Origin of the sequence: Actinoplanes sp. CA-142083, from assembly GCF_050942195.1 — a bacterium.
In the GTDB taxonomy this organism is placed as follows: Bacteria; Actinomycetota; Actinomycetes; order Mycobacteriales; family Micromonosporaceae; genus Actinoplanes.
Genome location: NZ_CP192076.1, coordinates 10,245,126 through 10,265,327 on the forward strand (window position 1 = coordinate 10,245,126; position 20,202 = coordinate 10,265,327).

The 20,202-nt window shown below is 72.4% G+C and carries 15 protein-coding genes; 7 read left to right on the top strand and 8 right to left on the bottom strand.

Annotated features, from left to right (window positions below; translation table 11 throughout):
- Positions 1-5: 5 nt before the first annotated feature.
- On the top strand, positions 6-932 hold the full coding sequence (locus tag ACQPZX_RS47440) for a hypothetical protein (protein ID WP_433371414.1): 927 nt from the start codon (positions 6-8) through the stop codon (positions 930-932).
- Between the two features lie 60 nt (positions 933-992).
- Positions 993-2,105 carry a PQQ-binding-like beta-propeller repeat protein gene (locus ACQPZX_RS47445; RefSeq protein ID WP_433371416.1) on the top strand — a complete coding sequence of 371 codons (1,113 nt, stop codon included), beginning with the start codon at positions 993-995 and terminating at the stop codon, positions 2,103-2,105.
- Here the strand turns inward: ACQPZX_RS47445 and rlmB are convergent.
- From rlmB to ACQPZX_RS47470, 5 genes are read right to left on the bottom strand one after another with little or no spacing between them, the layout of a single operon-like run.
- Positions 2,099-3,217 (bottom strand): 23S rRNA (guanosine(2251)-2'-O)-methyltransferase RlmB, encoded by a 1,119-nt coding sequence (gene rlmB / locus ACQPZX_RS47450; RefSeq protein WP_433371419.1) that lies wholly within the window; start codon positions 3,215-3,217, stop codon positions 2,099-2,101. The genes ACQPZX_RS47445 and rlmB overlap by 7 nt on opposite strands.
- On the bottom strand, positions 3,217-4,629 hold the full coding sequence (gene cysS, locus ACQPZX_RS47455; RefSeq protein ID WP_433371422.1) for a cysteine--tRNA ligase: 1,413 nt from the start codon (positions 4,627-4,629) through the stop codon (positions 3,217-3,219). Before cysS ends, rlmB begins: the two co-directional genes overlap by 1 nt.
- A 22-nt stretch (positions 4,630-4,651) precedes the next feature.
- A complete protein-coding gene (locus ACQPZX_RS47460; RefSeq protein WP_433385939.1) occupies positions 4,652-6,007 on the bottom strand; it encodes a class II fumarate hydratase in 1,356 nt (451 codons plus the stop codon).
- A 38-nt stretch (positions 6,008-6,045) separates the two neighbouring features.
- On the bottom strand, positions 6,046-8,988 hold the full coding sequence (locus ACQPZX_RS47465; RefSeq protein ID WP_433371425.1) for a BTAD domain-containing putative transcriptional regulator: 2,943 nt from the start codon (positions 8,986-8,988) through the stop codon (positions 6,046-6,048).
- Positions 8,985-11,858 (bottom strand): BTAD domain-containing putative transcriptional regulator, encoded by a 2,874-nt coding sequence (locus ACQPZX_RS47470; protein ID WP_433371427.1) that lies wholly within the window; start codon positions 11,856-11,858, stop codon positions 8,985-8,987. The genes ACQPZX_RS47465 and ACQPZX_RS47470 overlap by 4 nt, the downstream gene beginning before the upstream one ends.
- Positions 11,859-12,209: 351 nt before the next feature.
- Between ACQPZX_RS47470 and ACQPZX_RS47475 the strand changes: the two genes are divergently transcribed.
- On the top strand, positions 12,210-12,725 hold the full coding sequence (locus ACQPZX_RS47475) for a hypothetical protein (protein ID WP_433371430.1): 516 nt from the start codon (positions 12,210-12,212) through the stop codon (positions 12,723-12,725).
- A 3-nt stretch (positions 12,726-12,728) separates the two neighbouring features.
- Here the strand turns inward: ACQPZX_RS47475 and ACQPZX_RS47480 are convergent, their stop codons facing one another.
- The 3 genes from ACQPZX_RS47480 to ACQPZX_RS47490 form a co-directional block, all read right to left on the bottom strand.
- Positions 12,729-14,387 carry a fumarate hydratase gene (locus tag ACQPZX_RS47480; RefSeq protein WP_433371433.1) on the bottom strand — a complete coding sequence of 553 codons (1,659 nt, stop codon included), beginning with the start codon at positions 14,385-14,387 and terminating at the stop codon, positions 12,729-12,731.
- Positions 14,388-14,458: 71 nt separating this feature from the next.
- Positions 14,459-15,760, bottom strand: coding sequence for a PQQ-binding-like beta-propeller repeat protein (locus tag ACQPZX_RS47485; RefSeq protein ID WP_433371436.1), 1,302 nt, complete (start codon positions 15,758-15,760; stop codon positions 14,459-14,461).
- A 63-nt stretch (positions 15,761-15,823) separates the two neighbouring features.
- Positions 15,824-16,309, bottom strand: a complete 486-nt coding sequence (locus tag ACQPZX_RS47490) for an Lrp/AsnC family transcriptional regulator (protein ID WP_433371439.1) — start codon at positions 16,307-16,309, stop codon at positions 15,824-15,826.
- Between the two features lie 88 nt (positions 16,310-16,397).
- Here ACQPZX_RS47490 and hppD point away from each other — a divergent pair, with 88 nt between their 5' ends.
- Genes hppD through hisC form a run of 4 tightly spaced genes read left to right on the top strand, consistent with a single transcriptional unit; the run spans position 16,398 to position 20,201 of the window.
- Positions 16,398-17,552, top strand: coding sequence for a 4-hydroxyphenylpyruvate dioxygenase (gene hppD, locus ACQPZX_RS47495; RefSeq protein ID WP_433371441.1), 1,155 nt, complete (start codon positions 16,398-16,400; stop codon positions 17,550-17,552).
- An 11-nt stretch (positions 17,553-17,563) separates the two neighbouring features.
- Positions 17,564-18,118, top strand: a complete 555-nt coding sequence (locus ACQPZX_RS47500; RefSeq protein WP_433371444.1) for an RDD family protein — start codon at positions 17,564-17,566, stop codon at positions 18,116-18,118.
- The gene (locus ACQPZX_RS47505) at positions 18,115-19,119 is read left to right on the top strand and encodes an RDD family protein (RefSeq protein ID WP_433371447.1); all 1,005 of its coding nucleotides are present in this window, start codon (positions 18,115-18,117) and stop codon (positions 19,117-19,119) included. Before ACQPZX_RS47500 ends, ACQPZX_RS47505 begins: the two co-directional genes overlap by 4 nt.
- A complete protein-coding gene (hisC, locus tag ACQPZX_RS47510) occupies positions 19,116-20,201 on the top strand; it encodes a histidinol-phosphate transaminase (protein WP_433371450.1) in 1,086 nt (361 codons plus the stop codon). Before ACQPZX_RS47505 ends, hisC begins: the two co-directional genes overlap by 4 nt.
- Position 20,202 lies beyond the last annotated feature (1 nt).

Below are 20,202 nucleotides of genomic sequence, written 5' to 3' on the forward strand. Positions count from 1 at the left end.
CTGACATGAAGCACGCAAGCGAGCAGGTTCAGAGCCACGAGCGCAAGCCGGGGCGCGGTCGGATGGTGTGGCGCGTTGGCGCGGGAGTCAGCTTTGCCGCCGCCGCGGTGGCCGCCGTGGCGGTGGCTACGAGCGGTAGCGGGGCTCAGGCGCCGGTGAGTGGGACGGCTGCGGCTCTGCCCGCCACCGCCACCGCCACAGGAGCGGCGCCCACCCAGGAGACGCCGTTGGTGCAGCTTGTGGGGTATCTGAGCAAGGCGGAAGCGCCCAAGGGCGACGCGACGCTGCTGCTGCGCGACCAGGTCTACTCGTCGGGGCTCAAGGTCGACGTCTGGGACCTGCACGCCGACAACGGGACGTACTTCTTCTCCAAGACGAAGGGCGGCCTGCCGGCGCAGGTGAAGGGCAACCACAAGCAGGCCGACGAGGCCGGGCGCATCAAGGCCGTCGCGGCGGCCAAGAAGGCGGCCACGGGCGACCTGAACGCGGCCCGCAAGGACATGGCCTGGGCGTACGTCCCGAAGAACCCGAAGGTGAAGCCGACCCTCGACGCCCCGGGCTGGGTGCCGCCGGCGCCGGCCAGCGCGAAGCTGCCGAAGGGCCTCAAGGACATCGCCCAGATCAACACCACCGACAACTGGGTCTGGAACAACTCGATGGACGCGCTGCGCGACGGCGCGGGCAACCCGGCGGTCCGCGCGGGCGTGCTGCGTCTGCTCGGGCAGATGCCCGAGGTGAAGGTCGCCAAGGGCACCTACAAGGGCCAGGCGGTGCTGAACCTGACCGCCGGCAAGCCGGCCACGACGACCGCCGAGACGCTGACGGTGAACGCCGAGACCGGGCTGCCGATCAAGTACTCGAGCGACGGCGTGACGGTCAACTACACGGTCACCCGGGTGACGCTGGCCGACGTGGCCAAGGGCAAGTTCTGATCCGTACCGACCGACGCGGGGCCGGCTGACCAGCCGGCCCCGCTCGTCGTTGATCTTTGTATGAAGATCAGGATTTACGCCGTCGCGGCCGTGCTGGTGGTCGTTCCGTCGCCGGTGGCGGCCGCGCCGCCCTCGGAATGGCCCCAGCCGGGCTACGGGCCGGGCGCCACGTATTACAACCCGAGCGAGTCGAGGCTCAACGCCGGGACGATCGACCGGATCCGGGAGCGCTGGAAACTTCCGGCGCACGGGCCGTCGCGATGTGAGGCCGGCGTCGACCCGGTGCTCGCGGGCGGGCTGCTCTTCAGCTCCGATCCGGGCGGCATCGGCGCCTACGACCCGGCCACCGGCGCCCGGCGATGGCACCTCGACCTGCCCCGGACCAGCGTGCGGCGCCTCGCGGTCGCCGAGGGCAGGCTGGTGGCGCTCTCCTCCGAGTGCGCGCTCCCAGCGAGATTCGAAAGCCACCTCACCGCGTACGAGCCGGCGACCGGGCGGCAGCTCTGGACGACCGGGCTGGCGAAGTTCAGCTACGACCTGCGGATCGACCGGGGGACGATCGCGCTCGACAGCAACCAGGACGGGCTCGCCTCGACCATCGCCTACGGGGTGTCCGACGGACGTTTCCGCTGGCTGCGGCGCGGCGACCGGGGCGACGGGCTGGTCTCGGCGGGTGGCCGGGTGCTGCTGCGCGGCGCCGCCGGCGGCGCCAAGGGCGTCTCGATCACCGACGGGCGGACACTCTGGCAGACAAACCGCAATTGGTACGCCATCGGCAGCGACCCGGCCGGGACCCGCTTCTACGTCGGCGGGCCGGGGCTGTCCGCGGTCGACGCCGCCACCGGCCGGGTGCTCTGGACCAGCCCGCTGCAGGCCGCCGAGGTCACCTCGGACGGGCGGCACGTCTACTTCGCCCGGGCCCGCAGCGTCGAATGCCTGGACGCGGCCACCGGACGCAAGCTCTGGTCGGCGCACCTGCCCGGCGTCGTGGGCCGGCCGGTCCGAGCCGGCGGCCTGCTGTATGCCACAAGCCAAAGCCAGCTGACGATCCTCAATGCCGCGACCGGCCGTCCGGAAAAATCCGGCATGTCGGGCAGTCTCGACCACCCAGCCGTCGTCGCCGGCGGACGACTGTTCACCACCGACGGCGACGAGCTGCGTGCCTACTACTGACCGTACTGACGACGCCGGGCCACTTCGGCCAGCGTCACGGCCGCCGCGACCGAGGCGTTCAGCGACTCCACATCGGACGCCATCGGAATGCTCACCCGCAGGTCACAGGTCTCGCCGACCAGGCGGGACAGCCCACGGCCCTCGGAGCCGACCACCACCAGCAGCGGCCCGATCGCGGCCTCGAGCCGGTAGAGGTCGGTCTCGCCGTCGGCGTCGAGGCCGATCGCGGTGAAGCCGGCCTTCTGCGCCGTCTTGATCGCCCGGGTCAGGTTGACCACCTGGGACACCGGGACCCGGGCCGCCGCGCCGGAGCTCGTACGCCACGCCGTGGCCGTGATGCCGGCCGCCCGGCGCTCGGTCATGAACACGCCGTGCCCGCCGAACGCGGCGACCGATCGGATCACCGCGCCCACGTTGCGCGGGTCGGTCACCCCGTCCAGCGCCACCAGCAGCGGCGCGGTCTGCTCGAGGGCCGCGGCGACGAGGTCGTCGAAGTCCTCGTACGCGAAGGGCGGCACCTGCAGCCCGATGCCCTGATGCAGCACGCCGCCGGTCATCCGGTCGAGCTCGTGGCGGCCGATCTCCAGGATCGGGATGCCACGGTCGCCCGCGGTACGCACGATCTCGTTGACCCGGTCGTCGATGTCGATGCCCTGCGCCACATACAGCGCCGTCGCCGGCACGGCGGCGCGCAGCGCCTCGACCACCGGGTTGCGGCCGAGCAGCAGCTCCGGCCCCTCCTTGGTGGGGTTGGAACGGCGGCCGGGCGCCACCCGGGGCCCCCCGCGCGCGGGCAGCTTGCCGCCGCGCTGCGGCATCGGCCGGCCGGTGTTGCGCCCGCCGCGGCCCCACGTCGTGTCCTTGGTGCCGGGCTGGCCGACCTTGGGCGCGCGGCCCTCGGCGGCCGCGGCCCGGCGTTCCTTGTCCTGCTTGCGGGCCGTCTTTTCCGGCAACTTCTCGGTGCCCGAGTACCCCTTGTGCCAGGGGCGCTCGTCGGCGGGCAGGGTCTTGCCACGGCCCTTGAGGCTGGCCCTGTTCTTGCCCCCGGAGCCCGAGGCCGCGCCCTTCTTGGACACGACCCGCTTGCTCGCGTTGCGGGAATTACCCGGCATCAGTGCTCTCCTACCGTCCAGCGCGGCCCGGCCGGAGTGTCCTCCACCTGAATTCCCGCGTTCTTGAGCTGATCACGGACCGAGTCGGCGGCCGACCAGTCCTTGCGCGCCCGCGCCTGCGCCCGCTGTTCGAGCGCGAGCTTGACGAGCGAGTCGACTACCGGCTTGAGGTCGTTCCTGGTCTCGCCGCCGGCCCACGCGGGGTCCAGCGGGTCGAGGCCGAGCACGCCCAGCATCGCCCGCACCGCGGTGAGCGCCCCGCGGATGCCGGCCTCGTCGCCGGCCGCGAGAGCCGTGTTGCCCTCGCGGATGGTGTCGTGCACGACGGCCAGCGCGGCCGACGTGTTGACGTCGTCGTTCATCGCCGCGGCGAACGCCGGCGGCACGTCCTTGGGCCGGCCGGGGCCGACCACCTCGGCGGCCCGCTGCACGAAGCCCTCGATCCGCCGGTACGCCACCGCGGCCTCGCTGAGCGCCTCGTCCGAGTAGTCGATGCGCGAGCGGTAGTGCGGCGTGCCGAGGTAGTAGCGCAACTCGACCAGGCGGATGCCCATGGCCTGCACCGCCGCGGGATCGATCACGTTGCCCAGCGACTTGCTCATCTTGGCCTCGCCGAGGTTGAGCAGCGCGTGGTGCACCCAGTAGCGCGCGAACGGCAGGCCGGCCGAGCGGGACTGGGCGATCTCGTTCTCGTGGTGCGGGAAGGTCAGGTCGAGGCCGCCGCCGTGGATGTCGAACTCGTCGCCGAGGTAGCGCCGGGCCATGGCCGAGCACTCGATGTGCCAGCCGGGACGGCCGCGGCCCCACGGCGAGGACCAGGAGGCGTCCAGCGGCTCGTCGGCCTTGACGCCCTTCCACAGGGCAAAGTCGCGATAGTCCCGTTTGTCGGGCTCGCCACCGTCAGTCGGCGGCCGCATGTCGTCCGGGTTCTGCCCCGAGAGGGCGCCGTAAGCAGCGTAGGACGGCACGTCGAAGTAGACGTCACCGTTGCCGCCCGCGGCAGGGTAGGCGTGGCCCCGCTCGATGAGCGTGGCGATCAGCTCGTGCATCTCGGGAATGTGCCCGGTCGCGAGCGGCTCGTACGTCGCGGGCAGGACGTTGAGCCCGCGGTAGTCGGCGTCGAGGACGAGACGGTTCGCGTACGCGATCGACCAGAACGGCCGCCCGGAGCCGGACGCCTTGTCGAGGATCTTGTCATCGACGTCGGTGATGTTGCGGATGAAGGTGACGTCATGGTTGGTGTGCAGCAGCCATCGCCGCAGCACGTCGTAGTTCACCGCGGAGCGCAGGTGCCCGATGTGCGGCGTGGACTGCACGGTGAGACCACACAGGTAGATCCCGACCTGACCGGGCGTCTTGGGCACGAAGTCCCGGACGGATCGGGTCGCGGTGTCGTACAAGCGCAGCGTCACCGTACAAGGGTAGCGAGCGCGCTCAGGGGCGGGTCATCCGGAGCACGTCGAGAGCCTCGTCCAGCTGGGCCTCCGTCAACTTGCCGGAAGCCACGTGACCGCGCTCGATCACCAGCTCGCGGATGGTGCGGCCGGAGGCGAGCGCGGCCTTGGCGATCGCGGCGCCCTCCTCGTACCCGATGAAGCGGTTGAGGGGGGTGACGATCGACGGCGATCCCTCCGCGTACGCCCGCGCGACCTCGACGTTCGGCTCGAGGCCGGCGATGCAGCGATCGGCGAGCAGCCGGGACACGTTGCCGAGCAGCCGGATCGACTCGAGCAGGTTGCGGCCCATCACCGGGAGCATGACGTTGAGCTCGAAATCGCCCTGGGTGCCGGCGAACGCCACGGTCGCGTCGTTGCCGATGACCTGGGCGGCGACCTGGCGAACCGCCTCCGGCACCACCGGGTTGACCTTGCCCGGCATGATCGACGAGCCCGGCTGCAGGTCGGGCAGGCGCAGCTCGCGCAGGCCGGCCCGCGGGCCCGAGCCCATCCAGCGAATGTCGTTGACGATCTTGTAGAGGCTCACCGCGATCGCGCGCAGCTGCCCGGACGCCTCGACCAGGCCGTCCCGGGCGCCCTGCGCCTCGAAGTGGTTGCGCGCCTCGGTCACCGGCAGGCCGGTGCTCTCGCGCAGCCGCTCGATCACCGCGGGCGCGAAGCCGGGCGGCGTGTTCACGCCCGTGCCCACGGCGGTGCCGCCCAGGGGTAGCTCGGCGAGGCGGGGCAAGGTGGCGTGGAGCCGCTCGATGCCGGCGGCCACCTGTGCCGCGTACCCGGAGAACTCCTGACCAAGAGTGACCGGTGTCGCGTCCATGAGGTGCGTCCGCCCGCTCTTGACCACCGTCGCCCAGGACTCGGCCTTGGCCGTCAGCGCCCCCTGCAGATGCTCGAGCGCCGGGATCAGCTGGTTGACCACGGCGTCGGTCGCGGCCAGGTGGATCGACGACGGAAACACGTCGTTGCTGGACTGCGAGGCGTTGACGTGATCGTTGGGGTGCACCGGCCGGCCCAGCTCGCGGGCCGCCAGCGTCGCGATGACCTCGTTGGCGTTCATGTTCGACGACGTGCCAGACCCGGTCTGGAAGACGTCGATCGGGAACTGGTCGTCATAACCCCCGCCGGCCACATGGGCCGCTGCGGTCGCTATCGCTTTGGCGAGATCCTCATCGAGTACGCCGAGAGCCGCGTTCACCTGCGCGGCAGCACCCTTGATGCGGGCCAGGGCGGCGATGTGCCCCGGCTCGAGCCCGCGCCCCGAAATGGGGAAGTTCTCCACCGCCCGCTGCGTCTGCGCCCGCCACAGGGCGTCGGCCGGCACCCGGACCTCGCCCATCGTGTCCCGCTCTACCCGGTAGCCGCTCTGCTCGGTAGTCACCCCACCATCGTCCCTCGCCCGGCCGTGGGATGCAGATGATCCTCGCCACCGGCCAGCCGCCGCTCGACGGCGGCCAGCTCCGGCGCCTCCAGCTCGGCGAGCGCGTCCCGGGCCTGCGTCCACAGCCGCCGCGCCTCGGCCGGGTCGTCCGGTTCGTCGCAGTCGCCCAGCCCGACCTGCGCCAGCGCGATCGGGTAGGGCAGGCGCAGCCGGCGGCCCAGCCGCAGGGCCTCGGTGAACTCCGCGCGGGCCGCGGCCCGGTCGCCGAGCCCCAGCAGGGTGACCCCGAGGCCGGACCGGAAGCGGGACTCCTGGTGCGGGTCGCGGTTGGTGAGCGCGACCTCGATCGCCAGCCGGTGGTGGGCGACCGCCTCGGCGAACCGCCCCTCGGCCTGCAGGACGTGCGCCACCTCGTCGTGGCCGTCGGCCTCGGCGTACCCGAACCCCTCCCGCTGATGGAGTCGCAGCATGAGGCCGATCCGCCGCAACGCCTCGCCGGCGGCCAGCTCCCCGGCCTGGTACCGGATCGCGGCCAGGGCCATCAGCGTGTCCTGGACGTGGATCTGATCGCCGATCTCGAGCTGCGCCAGCAACCGCAGGCGGTAGTAGCGGATCGACGTGGGCAGGTCCCCGAGGCGGCGACTGCAGATCGCCTGCACGTTGAGCCGGGTGTTCGCCTCCGACAGGCTGCGCTTCTGCGTGGTGTTCCGGGTCATGCCCGCGGCGAGCTCCATCGCCTTTCGCCAGCGCCCGGCCTGGTAGTAGGACGCGGCGAGGTTGCCCAGCGAGATGGAGACGCCGTCCCCGTCGCCGATCTCCTCCCGGATCCGCAGGCACCGCTCCATCAGCGTGATCGCGGCGTCGATCTCGCCGCGCCGGTAGACCGCCGAGGCCAGGTAGTTGAGTGCGGTCGCCGTCGCCCACCGGTCGCGGTTGCGCTCGGCCACCGCCAGCGCCCGCCGGTACAGGCCGGCCACGTCGTCGATGTAGCCGTGCGTCCAGAGATACCGCCAGGCCGCCCGCGGGATCTGCCAGGTGTAGTCGGCCAGGCCCGCCGCGTCGGCGGCGTCGACGTAGTGCGCGAGGTTGCGGCGCTCACGCTCCAGCCGGGCCGACGGGTCGTCCAGGGCCTCGAGCAGATCGGGCCGTAGCGGAACCTGCGAGCGCAGGTCGTGGTCGAGGGTGGAACGCGCGCCGCGGGTCACGGTCGCGCTCGTAGCGTGCAGCTGGTGGTCGAGGACGCCGAGCAGCGCCCCGGCCCGCTCCGGCTCCGGCAGGTCGGCGGCGAGCGCCGCGGCGAACTCGCGGAGCAGGTCGTGCAGCCGGTACACCCGGGGCTCGGGGTCGTCGACCAGGTGGACGTCGATCAGGTCGTCGAGCATGTCCGCGGCCTCGTCGAGCGACAGGCCGGTCAGCGCCGCCACCGAGGGCGCGTCGAAATCGGCGCCCGGGTGCAGGCCGAGCAGCACGAACACGCGCTGGGGGCCGGGCGGCAACTGACGGTACGAGAGCGCGAAGGCGTCGGCCACGGACCGGTCCTCGGCGGCCAGCTCGGGCAGGGCGGGACCGCCGAGCCGGCGCAGCAGGTCGGCCACCCGCCAGCGCGGCCGGTGCGCGAGCCGGGCGCCGGCCAGGCGCAGGGCCAGCGGCAGCCCGCCGCAGCGGCGCACCACCTCGGCCGCCGCCTCGGGCTCGGCGCGGACCCGGTCGCCGGCGATCCGGGCCAGCAGGGTGAGCGCGTCGCCGGGCGGCAGGACCGGCAGCGACACCGGATGCACGCCGTCCAGCCCGACCAGCCGGCGCCGGCTGGTGACCAACGCGAGCGTCCCCGGCAGGGTGGGCATCAGGTCGGCCAGCTGGGCGCTCGAGTTGGCGTTGTCGAGGACCACCAGCGCCCGGCGCCGGGCCAGCTCGGTGCGCCACATCGCGACCCGGCCGTCGAGGTCCTCGGGCACCGCCTTGGCCGCGACGCCGAGCTGGCGCAGCAGGATCAGCAGCGCCGCGGACGGCTCGACCGGCTGGTCGGCGCCGCGCAGGTCGACATAGAGGTGCGCGTCCGGGTAGCGGTCGCCGACCAGCGACGCCAGGTGCAGCGCGAGGGTCGTCTTGCCGCTGCCGGGCATGCCGTCGATCACCGCGATCGCCGGGTCGGTGCGGTCCAGGCCGGCCAGCACCACGGCGACGACGTCCTCGCGCCCGGTGAAGTCGCCGACCGTGCGCGGCAGGCAGCGCACCCGCTCGGCGCCCTGCTCCCCGCCCTCCAGCACCCGCCGGTGCAGCTCCTGCAGCTCCCGGCCCGGTTCGATGCCCAGCTCGTCGCGCAGCACCTCGCGGGCCCGGCGGAACTCGGCGAGCGCGTCGGCCGTCCGCCCGGCGCCGGCCAGCGCCCGGATCAGCTGCCCGCGCAGCCGCTCCCGCAGCGGGAACCGCTCGACCAGCACGCTCAGCTCCCCGATCAGCTCCTGGTCGTGCCCGGCGCCGAGCTCGAGGCCGGCCCACTCGGCGGCGGCCGCCGCGAACCGGTCGTCGAGAACGGCCGCGGCCGCCCGCACCGGCCGGCTGTCGATGCCGACCAGCGCCTCGCCCCGCCACAGGTCGAGCGCCTCGCGGAACAGGCCGGCGTCACCCGCCTCCCGCGCCCGGGACACCAGCCGCTCGAAGATCTGCGCATCCAGCTCGTCCGGGCCGATCCGCAGCCGGTAGCCGGCCGGGTCGGTGACGATCGCGCCGGCCGGCAACACCCGGCGCAGCCGCGACACGCACGCCTGCAACTGGGAGCGCGCCGTCGGCGGCGGATCCTCGCCCCAGACCGCGCCGACCAGCTCGCCGACGCTGACCACCCGCTCCGGGTGGAGCAGCAGCATCGCCAGCACGATCCGGTCACGCCCGGCGGTGACCGCGGGCGCCAGGGGACCGAGGATCCGGTACGTGACGGTCATCCGCCCACCGCCGCAAGCCGGCGCTCCACGTCGAACCGCTCGGGCGTACCCATCTCGGTGAAGTCGTCGAGCGCCGCCCGCCACAACCGCGCGGCCTGCTCGGGATCGGTGGCGACCAGGCACTCGGCCATGCCGGCCCGCGCGCGGGCCTCGTCGTACCGCATGCCGCGCCCCGCGACGGCGCCGAGCGCCTGCCGGTGCAACTCGAGCGCGCTGGACGGGTCGCCGGCCAGGCGGCAAGTGATCGCGAGGTCGTTGAGATAGACGGCGGCGTGCAGCCGGTCAACGGCCCGCCGGATGATGTCGAGCGCCGCCTCATGCTCCCGCGCCGCCTCCGTGTAGGCGCCTTCCCGCCGCAGGTGGATGCCCAGCTCGTTGTGGCTGTCCGCCTCGGCGCCGAGGTGTCCGCAGGCGGCGGACAGGCGCAGCGAGGCCGCCAGGTAGCGACGCTGCCCGGCGCTCGTGGCGAGCCCGAGCTCGCGCTTCGCCCGCTGGATGTGATTCAGGGTCTGCGCCAGGGCCCCGCGGTCACCGGTGGCCATCGCGGACATCAGGGCCAGCCGGCTCACGCGCAGCGCGTCCTCGTGCCGGCCGAGGTGGCTGTATCCCTGGGCGAGGTTGTGCAGCGGCACCCTGGTGGGCGTCCGGTCGCCGGCCAGATAGCGCACCCGCAGGGAGGCCAGCGCGGAGTCGACGCAGTCGGCGAAGCGGCCGATCGCGACGTAGACCCCGGCCCGGTTGCCCAGCACGGTGGCGACGGCCCGCCGGTTGCCCAGCTCCTCGTGGGCGCGCAGCGACCGGTCCAGCAGCTCGAGGCCGACCGGGAAGTCGTCGGCCCGGCAGTAGGCCGACGCGAGGTAGTTGGCGACGACCGCGACCCCCTGCCGGTCGCCGGCCTTCTCGGCGACCGCCAGCGCCCGCTGGAACAGCACCCGCAGATCGTCGCTGTAGCCGCGGCTGAACAGGTAGAGCCAGGCTGCACGAGGGATCCACCATGCATACGAGTGCTCGCCGGCGGCCGCCGCGGCCTCGACGTACGCGGTCAGCTGCGGCCGCTCCCACTCCAGCCGCTCCACCGGGTCGGCCAGCGCCGCGAGCAGGTCGGGCCGTAGTGCTGCGGCCGAGCCGAGATCCTGGCTCAGCATCATGCGGTAGCCCGCCGGCATGGTGGCGGCGAACGCGTAGGTCTGGAGGTCGAGCACCGCCACCAGCGCCTCCCGCCGCTGGTCCGGCGGCAGGTCGGCGGCGAGCGTGGCGGCGAACTCGCGCAGCAGGTCGTGCAGCCGGAAGATGCCCGGCTCGGGCTCGTCGAGCAGGTGCGCGTCGACCAGATCGTCGAGCAGGTCCTCTGCGTCGCTCAGCGGCATTCCGACCAGGGCGGCGGCCGTGAGGACGTCGAAGAGCGGGGCGGGACGCAGGCCGAGCAGCCGGAACATCCGCTTGGCGGGGTCGGCGAGCTGCTCGTAGGACAGGGCGAACGCGCCGGCCACCGAGCGGTCCTCGGCGGCCAGCTCGGGCAGCGCCGACTCGCCCAGGCGGCGGAGCAGGTCGGCGACCCGCCAGCGCGGACGGTGCGCGAGCCGGGCGCCGGCCAGGCGCAGGGCCAGCGGCAGGCCACCGCAGCGGCGGACGACCTCGGCGGTGGCGGCGGGCTCATCGCGTACGCGATCGCCCGCGATCCTCTCCAGCAGCGCCGTCGCCTCGGCGGTGGCCAGGACCGGCAGTGACTCCGGGTGCACGCCGTCCAGCCCCGCGAGCCGGCGCCGGCTGGTGACCAGCGCCAGCGTGCCGGGCGCGGCCGGGAGCAGGTCGGCCAGTTGCGCGCTCGAGTACGCGTTGTCGAGCACCACGAGCACCCGGCGCCGGGCCAGCTCGCTGCGCCACATGGTGACCCGGCCCTCGAGCTCGGCCGGCACCGCCTCCGCCGCGATGCCGAGCTGCCGCAGCAGGGTCAGCAGCGCCGCCGACGGCTCGACCGGCTCACGCTCGCCGTAGCCGTAGAGGTCGACGAACAGGTGCGCGTCCGGGAACCACTCCCCGACCAGCGACGCCACGTGCAGCGCCAGCGTGGTCTTGCCGCTGCCGGCCATCCCGTCGATCACCGCGATCACCGGCGCGCCGGTGCCGGAGGTGTCGATCACCCGGACCAGCCGGCGCACCACGTCGTCGCGGCCGGTGAAGTCGCCGACCGTACGCGGCAGGCTGCGCACCGGTGCGCGCGAGTCACCCAACGCGCGGCGGTGCAGCTCCTGAAGCTCCCGCCCCGGTTCGATGCCCAGCTCGTCGCGCAACACCTCCCGAGCCCGCCGGAACTCCGCCAGCGCGTCGGCCGTCCGCCCGGACCCCGCCAGTGCCCGGATCAGCTGCCCGCGCAACCGCTCCCGCAGCGGGAACCGCTCGACCAGCGCGCTCAGCTCCCCGATCAGCTCGCGGTCACGCCCGGCGGCCAGTTCCAGCTCCGTCCAGTCCTCGACCGTGGCCGTGTACAGATCGTCGAGGGCCGTGGCCGCTGCCCGCACCGGCCGGCTGTCGATGCCGACCAGCGCCTCGCCGCGCCACAGGTCGAGCGCCGCCCGCAAGCGCGCGGGGTCGCGGCCGGCCCGGGCCTCGGCGACGAGCCGGTCGAAGGCCAGCGCGTCCAGCTCATCGGGGCCGGCGGGCAGGCGGTAGCCGGCCGGATCGGTGACGATCGCGCCGCCGGGCAGCACCCGGCGCAGGCGGGAGACGCACGCCTGCAGCTGGGCGCGGGCGGTCGAGGGTGGATCCTCGTCCCAGACGGCGTCCACCAGCTCGCCGACGCTCACCACCCGGCCGGGGTGCAGCAGCATCATCGCGAGCACGATCCGGTCGCGCCCGGCGGTGATCGCCACTTGCTGTCCATCAGCGGTGACGGACAGTGGCCCTAATATGCGATACCGCACGGGAGCCACTCCGATCCGTGAGAGTCCCCAGAGCGTAGAGCAGCCGGCGATAGCGGATCGACAGCAATCCGATAGCGCGGGAGTCAACCCTGTCCGTGCGTCGTCCCACCGTGGATCAACCCAGCATCGCCCCAGCACGGTGGGGCGCCGCGCCCTTGCACGGGGGACACACAGCCCGTCCGCGTGGTCGCACGCGGGCGGGCTGTTCGTATTGTGCTGATCACTGTCGGTTGGACGATAGCGGCGCCGGAACGTAACGTCGGCCGGGTTCCGGACGTACCCGACGAGAAGGATCACCTCATGCGACGCGCCCTCCTGGCCGTGATCGCCGGCGGCGCCCTGCTGACCGGCGCCGCCTGCGACAGCGACGCGAAGGCCGACCCCGAGGCGGCCGCGGCCACCCGCACCGCGCCCACCGCCGCGACCACCACGTCGGCGGCGCCCGACTACTCGACCAGCACCAAGCTCGTCTGCGACAAGCTGCAGACGCTGTACTCGGTCGAGCTGCGGGCCTTCGGCAGCGCGATGGGCAAGATGGTCACCTACAAGGAGAACAAGCAGGCCGCCGACGCCGAGAAGGCCGAGACGACCGCCGCCGGCCAGCTGAAGGCCGCCGCGACGAAGATCCGCAAGGAGACGTCCTCGGCCGAGGACCCCGATTTCCAGGCGGCCGGCAAGGTCTCCGCGTCGAAGCTCGAGAGCAGCGCCACCGACCGGCGGTACTTCGACCGGGTGAAGACGCTCGCCGACCTGAACAAGACGGTCCAGGCGCAGTTCAACGAGTGGCTGACCCCGGTCGCCGGCTACTGCGGCTAGGGCCTACCGGCGGCCGATCGCCAGCACCGGCTTGGTGACCTCGGCGAAGAAGTCGTTGCCCTTGTCGTCGACGACGATGAAGGCGGGGAAGTCCTCGACCTCGATCTTCCAGACCGCCTCCATGCCGAGCTCCGGGTACTCCAGGACCTCGACGTGGCGGATGCAGTCCTGGGCCAGCCGGGCCGCCGGGCCGCCGATCGAGCCCAGGTAGAAGCCGCCGTGCGACTCGCAGGCCCGGGTCACCTGGGCCGAGCGGTTGCCCTTGGCCAGCATCACCAGGGAACCGCCGGCGGCCTGGAACTGCTCGACGTACGCGTCCATGCGGCCGGCCGTCGTCGGGCCGAACGAACCGGACGCGTACCCCTCGGGGGTCTTCGCCGGACCGGCGTAGTACACCGCGTGGTCGCGCAGGTACTGCGGCATCGGCTCGCCGGCCGCCAGGCGCTCGGAGATCTTGGCGTGCGCGATGTCGCGGGCCACGACCAGCGGGCCGGTCAGCGACAGGCGGGTCTTCACCGGGTACTGCGACAGCTCGGCGCGGATCTCGGCCATCGGCCGGTTGAGGTCGACCTTGACCACCGGGCCCTCGTCGAGCTCGACGTCGGGCAGGAAACGGGCGGGGTCGGCCTCGAGGCGCTCCAGCCACACGCCGGACGGCGTGATCTTGGCTAGGGCCTGGCGATCGGCCGAGCAGGAGACGGCGATGGCGACCGGGCAGGACGCGCCGTGCCGGGGCAGGCGGATGACGCGTACGTCGTGGCAGAAGTACCGCCCGCCGAACTGCGCGCCGATGCCGAAGTCGCGGGTCAGCTCCAGAACCGCGGCCTCGAGCTCGAGGTCGCGGAAGCCGTGCGCGGACATCGTGCCGTGCCGGGGCAGGTTGTCGAGGTACTTGGCGCTGGCCAGCTTGGCCGTCTTCAGCGCGTACTCGCCGCTGGTGCCGCCGATGACGACCGCCAGGTGGTAGGGCGGGCAGGCGGACGTGCCGATCAGGCGGAGCTTCTCGTCCAGGAACTCCATCATCCGCGCCGGGTTCAGCAGCGCCTTGGTCTCCTGGTACAGGTACGACTTGTTGGCCGAGCCGCCGCCCTTGGCCATGAAGAGGAACTTGTACGCGTCGGGCTGGCCGCCCGGGTCCTCGGCGTACAGCTCGATCTGGGCCGGCAGGTTGGAGCCGGTGTTCCGCTCGTCCCACATGGTGAGCGGCGCGAGCTGGGAGTAGCGCAGGTTGAGCCGCGTGTACGCCTGGTAGACGCCCTGGGCGATCGCTTCCTCGTCGGAGCCGTCGGTGAGCACGTGCCGCCCGCGCTTGCCCATCACGATCGCGGTGCCGGTGTCCTGGCACATCGGCAGCACGCCGCCGGCCGCGATGTTCGCGTTGCGCAGCAGGTCGAGCGCGACGAACCGGTCGTTGGGCGAGGCCTTCGGGTCGTCGATGATCGAGCGCAGCTGGGACAGGTGCGCCGGGCGCAGGAAGTGGGCGATGTCGTGCATCGCCTCGGCGGTGAGCTGGGTGATCACGGCGGGGTCGACGGTGAGGAACCGCCGGCCGCCGGGCCCGTTGACCACGTCCACGCCCTCGTCCGTGACCAGTCGGTACTCGGTCAGGTCGTCGCCGATCGGCAACAGCGGCGAGTACGAGAATGCGGCGCCTCTGCTCATGACGGGCAAGCCTAGGACAGCGGCGCCTGGTCATGCGAACCGCTCCGGCCGTGAGCCGCATACCAGTTCGGTCAAGCGAACGGCAGGTAGGCCATGTCGCGGCCGTCGACGGCGATCATTCCGCTCGGTCCGGAAGTGAAAATCTTGGCACTTGTCCGTACCTCGGCGAGAAGCCGGCCGCTCGACGGCGACAGCGCGGCGACGCGGCCCGGTTTCAAAGTGACAATGATCACGGCGTACGGGGTCAGGGCGGCGGACGCTCCGGTGCCGGCGGGGCGGCTCCAGGCGGTCTTGCCGGTCGCCATCGAGAAGCCGCGCAGGGTCGCCTTGTCGGCGCTGCGGATCACCGCGAAGCCGTCGTTGATCGCGAGCACCTCCTCGCCATTGGCGCCGTGCCACAGCACCCGCCCATCGTGGGCGGCGATGAGCTCCTGCTTGCCGACCGGGTCGACGCCGAGCACCACGTCCTCGCCGCCGGCCGGGTCGCGGTCCTGCTTGCAGCCGGAGCCGTTGGCCGCGGTCCGCAGGTTGAGCCCGTCCTTCTTCCAGACCGTGCCGCCGCCGGGCGGGTCGGTGGCGACCACGCCGTAGTAGCAGGTGCCGTCGCCGGCCGTGCCGGTCACCGTGAGCACCCGTCCGCCGGTGACCGCGACCCGCTGGCCGGCGGCGGGCTCGGCGGTCTGCACCAGCTTGCCGGAGGCGGTGTCGATCACCCGGACCTTGCCGTCGTCGGGGAGCCCGATCAGGGCCGGCATCTCCCGCGTCCCGGCCACGTCGTCGTCGATGCCGTTCGCGGTGAGCGGGTTGGTGTCGGGCAGGTCGGGGTTGGCCGCGTCGAGCACGAAGCCGATGCCGCCGGTGCTGACCCGCCAGCGCGCGGTCCCGCGCAGGTCCCAGGCGGTGAGCTCGCAGTCGCCGCCCTTGGCGCAGTGCAGGTCGAGGATGCCGGTGCGGTACGTCCAGACGGCGCTGGCCTGGGTGTCGGCGCGGCGGACCGACCCGCTGCGCGGGTCGAGCACCTGGTAGCCCTTCTGGAGCAGCCGGCCGGTGACCACCACGGCGTCGCTGCCCTCGCCGGCCACGGCGGCCCAGTCGGCGTCGCTCTTCCAGAGCTGCAGGCCCGCGGTCAGGCCGTACGCCTCGACCGAGGTGCGGTACTCGACGATCACCGAGTCGCCGGCGATGGTGACGCTCTGCGGGCTGCCGCCGATCGTCGTCTGCCAGCGGGAGACGCCCGCGGCGATCGGCTCGCTCGTGTTGATCCAGGACCAGACCTTGGGCCACGGGTTCCAGACGCCGGTGGTGGCGAGCACGATGACCAGCACGAGCGCGGCCAGCCCGTAGCCCTTCCAGGGGCTGCCACCCGACGCCATGCGCGACACGCTAACGAGGTCAATCCCCCGGGGGATGGATCTCGATATGCCCGTGTCGATCCCTTATGTGCCGGATGCCGCCCGCACCAGCGGCAACGTGCGATACGGGATCAGCTCCGCCAGCGCGATGATGGTCGACGCCCGCACGATCCCCTCGTAGCCGACGATCTGGTCGATCACCCGCTGCAGGTCGGCGTTCGAGCGGGCCACGATCCGGCAGAGCAGGTCGCCGCTGCCGGTGATCGTGTGCGCCTCGAGCACCTCCGGGATCTCGGCCAGGTGGTCGGCGACGGCCTGGTGCCCGTACCGCTGGCTGATCTCCAGGGTCACGAAGCTCATCACGCCGTACCCGATGGCCTCCGGTATCACCTCGGGACCGAAACCCTTGATCGCGCCGCGCGCGATCAGCTTGTCCAGGCGGGCTTGAACGGTTCCGCGAGCGACGGCGAGACGTCGAGACATTTCGAGTACGCCGATGCGCGGCTCTTCGCGCAGCAGGGAGACCAGTCGCGCGTCGAGCCTGTCGAGCTGCACAGATTGCACAGTCATTTGGCCAACTTACCGTACGAGTTGCGCAGACTGTTCAGCCATGATTGCACCGGTTGCCCAGTCTGAAGACGAGGGGCAGCCTCTGAACATGACGCAGATGATGGAGCACGCGACCAGCAAAGCCGACGTCTTCCCCGTCAAGGGCGTCGACTACCTGCAGTTCCTCGTGGGCAACGCGAAGCAGGCGGCCCACTTCTATTCGAGCGCCTTCGGCATGACCTGTGTCGCCTACCGCGGCCCCGAGCAGGGCTTCCGCGACCACGCCGAGTACGTGCTGGTCAGCGGCTCGGCCCGGTTCCTGGTCACGGGCGCCGTGCACGCCGGCGCGCCCGGCGCCGACCACGTCACGAAGCACAGCGACGGCATCCACGACATCGCGCTCGAGGTGCCCGACGTCGACGCCGCCTACCTGCACGCGATCAACGCGGGCGCGCGGAGCGTCACCGAGCCGCACGACGTCAAGGACGAGCACGGCACCGTCCGGATCGCCGCGATCGCCACCTACGGCGACACGATCCACTCGCTGGTCGACCGCTCCGGGTACGACGGCCCGTTCCTGCCCGGCTTCGTGACCCGCGCCCCGATCGTCGACCGCACCGCCGCGATCCAGGCCGGCGTGCAGCCCAAGCGCTTCTTCCAGGCCGTCGACCACGTCGTCGGCAACGTCGAGCTCGGCAAGATGGACGAGTGGGTCGAGTTCTACGGCCGGGTCATGGGCTTCACCAACATGGCCGAGTTCATCGGCGACGACATCGCCACCGACTACTCGGCGCTGATGAGCAAGGTCGTCGCCGACGGCCACCGCAAGGTGAAGTTCCCGCTCAACGAGCCGGCCGTGTCCAAGCGCAAGTCGCAGATCGACGAGTACCTCGAGTTCTACGGCGGCCCCGGCGCCCAGCACATCGCGGTCGCCACCAACGACATCCTGGCCAGCGTCGACGCCATGCGCGCGGCCGGCGTCGAGTTCCTGAACACCCCCGACTCGTACTACGACGACCCCGAGCTGCGCGCCCGGATCGGCGAGGTGCGGGCGCCGATCGACGAGCTCAAGCGGCGCGGGATCCTGGTCGACCGGGACGAGGACGGCTACCTGCTGCAGATCTTCACGGCGCCCGTGCAGGACCGGCCGACCGTGTTCTTCGAGCTGATCGAGCGGCACGGCTCGCTCGGCTTCGGCAAGGGCAACTTCAAGGCGCTGTTCGAGGCGATCGAGCGGGAGCAGGAGCGTCGCGGCAACCTGTAACACTGTTCCGCGTGACCCAGCCTCCGGTCTATTACTACGTACCGGTTCAGCCGCCCCCGCCGGTCAGCCCGGCGGGGGTGCCGCTCGCCGACTTCGGGACCCGCCTGCTCGCGTACATCATCGACGCGCTGCTGGTGGGCGCGGTCGCTTTCGTCTATCTGATCGTGGCCGGCATCATCCTCGGCCTCTCGCTCGCCGGTCAGGGGTTCAGCGAGGACGATCCGTTCGCCCTGCTCGCCGAGCTCTGGCTGCCGCTGCTCTTCATCGAGCTCGGCTTCTTCGTGCTCTACCTGCTCGTGTACTACCTGTACGAGGTCGAGTTCATGCACCGCACCGGGCAGACCCTGGGCAAGAAGGCCATGAAGATCAAGGTCGTGGCGATCGACCCGTCGGCCCGGCTGACCCGCGGCATGGCGACCCGGCGCTACCTCGTGCAGCAGGTCGCCGGGATGTTCGTCCCGTTCTTCAGCTACGTCGACGGCCTGTGGCAGCTGTGGGACAAGCCCTACCTGCAGACCCTGCACGACAAGGCTGCTCAGACCGTGGTGGTTAAGGTTTCCGCATGAGCTCGTTGCCCGCCGGTTGGTACAAGGACCCGGCCGACACCACCACCCAGCGCTACTGGGACGGTGAGGGCTGGATCGGAAAGGCCATCCCGGCCGACGCGGTCCCGCCGGACGGCCCGCCCCCGGTCGAGGAGGAGCCGCCCCCGGCGCCCGAGCCCGCCGCCCCGGCCGCCCAGCCGGTCTCGCCGCCGCCGCAGCAGCCGCAGGCCCCGCCCGGCTGGGGTCCCATGCCCCCGCCGCCGCCCGGTTGGCAACCCCCGCCCGGTTGGCAGCCGCCGCCCGCCCCGGGTCAACCGCAGCCACCGGGACCGCCGCCGGGATGGCAGCAACCGCCCGGGTGGCAGCAGATGCCGCCCGGCGTGCGCATGGCGGCGTACCCCTACCGCGTCGAGGCGCGCCCCCACGGTTTCGCCCTGGCCGGCCTCGGCCCGCGCCTGGTCGCCCGGCTGCTCGACATCCTGGCCGTGCTGGTGCTCAACGTCGTGGTCAACGGCTACTTCGCGTACCAGTGGTGGCAGGAGTTCGAGCCGATCTGGCGCAACACCATGGACACGGTGGCCAACGGCGGCGACGCCTTCGACGTCACCTCACAGGCCTCCGGGCGGATGGACAGCCTGCTCTGGGCCATGCTGATCGTGGCCACCCTGCTGTGGCTGGTCTACGAGGCGCCGGCCATCGCCGGCAGCGGGCAGACCCTCGGCAAGCGTGTCATGCGCATCAAGGTGGTCGCGATCGAGAACACCGAGCCGCTCGGCTTCAGCCGCGCGTTCGGCCGCTGGGCCCGCCTCGGCCTGTGGACCCCCGCGTGGGGCTGCGCCGGCCTCGGCCTGGTCCTGCAGTTCATCGACTCGCTCTCGCCAGTGTTCGACCCGCAGCTGAGGCAGGCGTACCACGACAAGTCCGCCCGGACGGTCGTCATCGCCCTGCCGCCCCACGACCGGCAACCCGTCGACGCTTCCACCGGCAGCGGCGGCAGCTCTTCCTCGGAGGAACAACGATGACCCGCCTCACCCGTGCCGACCTGGACGGACTCCCCGCCTACGTGCCCGGCCGCAACCTCGCCGACCTGACCCGCGAGCTCGGCATCGCCGAGGCGATCAAGCTCGCCAGCAACGAGGTGCCGTACGGGCCGCTGCCCGGCGTGGTCGAGGCGGTGACCGACGCGATGCTGCACTCGCACCGCTACCCCGACATGGGCGCGGCCGAGCTGCGCGACGCGCTCGGCGAGCGGTACGGCGTCGCCGCCGACCGGATCGTCACCGGCTGCGGGTCGGTGGCGCTCACCGAGATCCTGGTGAAGGCGACCTGCCTGCCGGGCGACGAGATCGTCTACTCGTGGCGCTCGTTCGAGGCGTACCCGATCATCTCGGCCGGCTCCGGCGCGACCAGCGTGCGGGTGCCGAACACCGCGGCGCACGGCCACGACCTCGGGGCGATGGCCGACGCGATCACCGACCGCACCCGCCTGGTCTTCGTCTGCAACCCGAACAACCCGACCGGCACCTCGGTGCGCAAGGCCGAGATCGACCGCTTCCTCGCCGACGTGCCCTCCGACGTGCTGGTGGTGCTCGACGAGGCGTACCGCGAGATGGTCACCGACCCCGACGTGCCGGACGGCATCGACACCTACGCCGACCGGCCCAACGTGCTGGTGCTGCGCACGATGTCGAAGGCGTGGGGCCTGGCCGGCCTGCGGATGGGCTTCCTGGTGGCGCAGCCCGAGGTGGCCGCGGCGATCCGCAAGGTGCTCACCCCGTTCTCGACCAGCCTGGTCGCGCAGGCCGCCGCGCTGGCCGCGCTCGCGCAGGAGGGCGAGGTCAGGCGCCGCTGCGGGCTGGTCGCCGCCGAGCGGTCCCGGGTCACCGAGGCGCTGCGCAAGCTGCACGTGGACGTGCCGGAGAGCCAGGCCAACTTCGTCTGGCTGCCGCTGGGCGACCAGGCCGCGGCGTTCGGCGCGGTGTGCGAGGGCCGCGGCGTGATCGTGCGTCCGTTCCAGGGCGACGGCGTACGCGTCACCATCGGCACCCCCGAGGAGAACGACGCCTTCCTGGCCGCCGCCGAGGTCGCCCTCGAGCAGCTCTGAC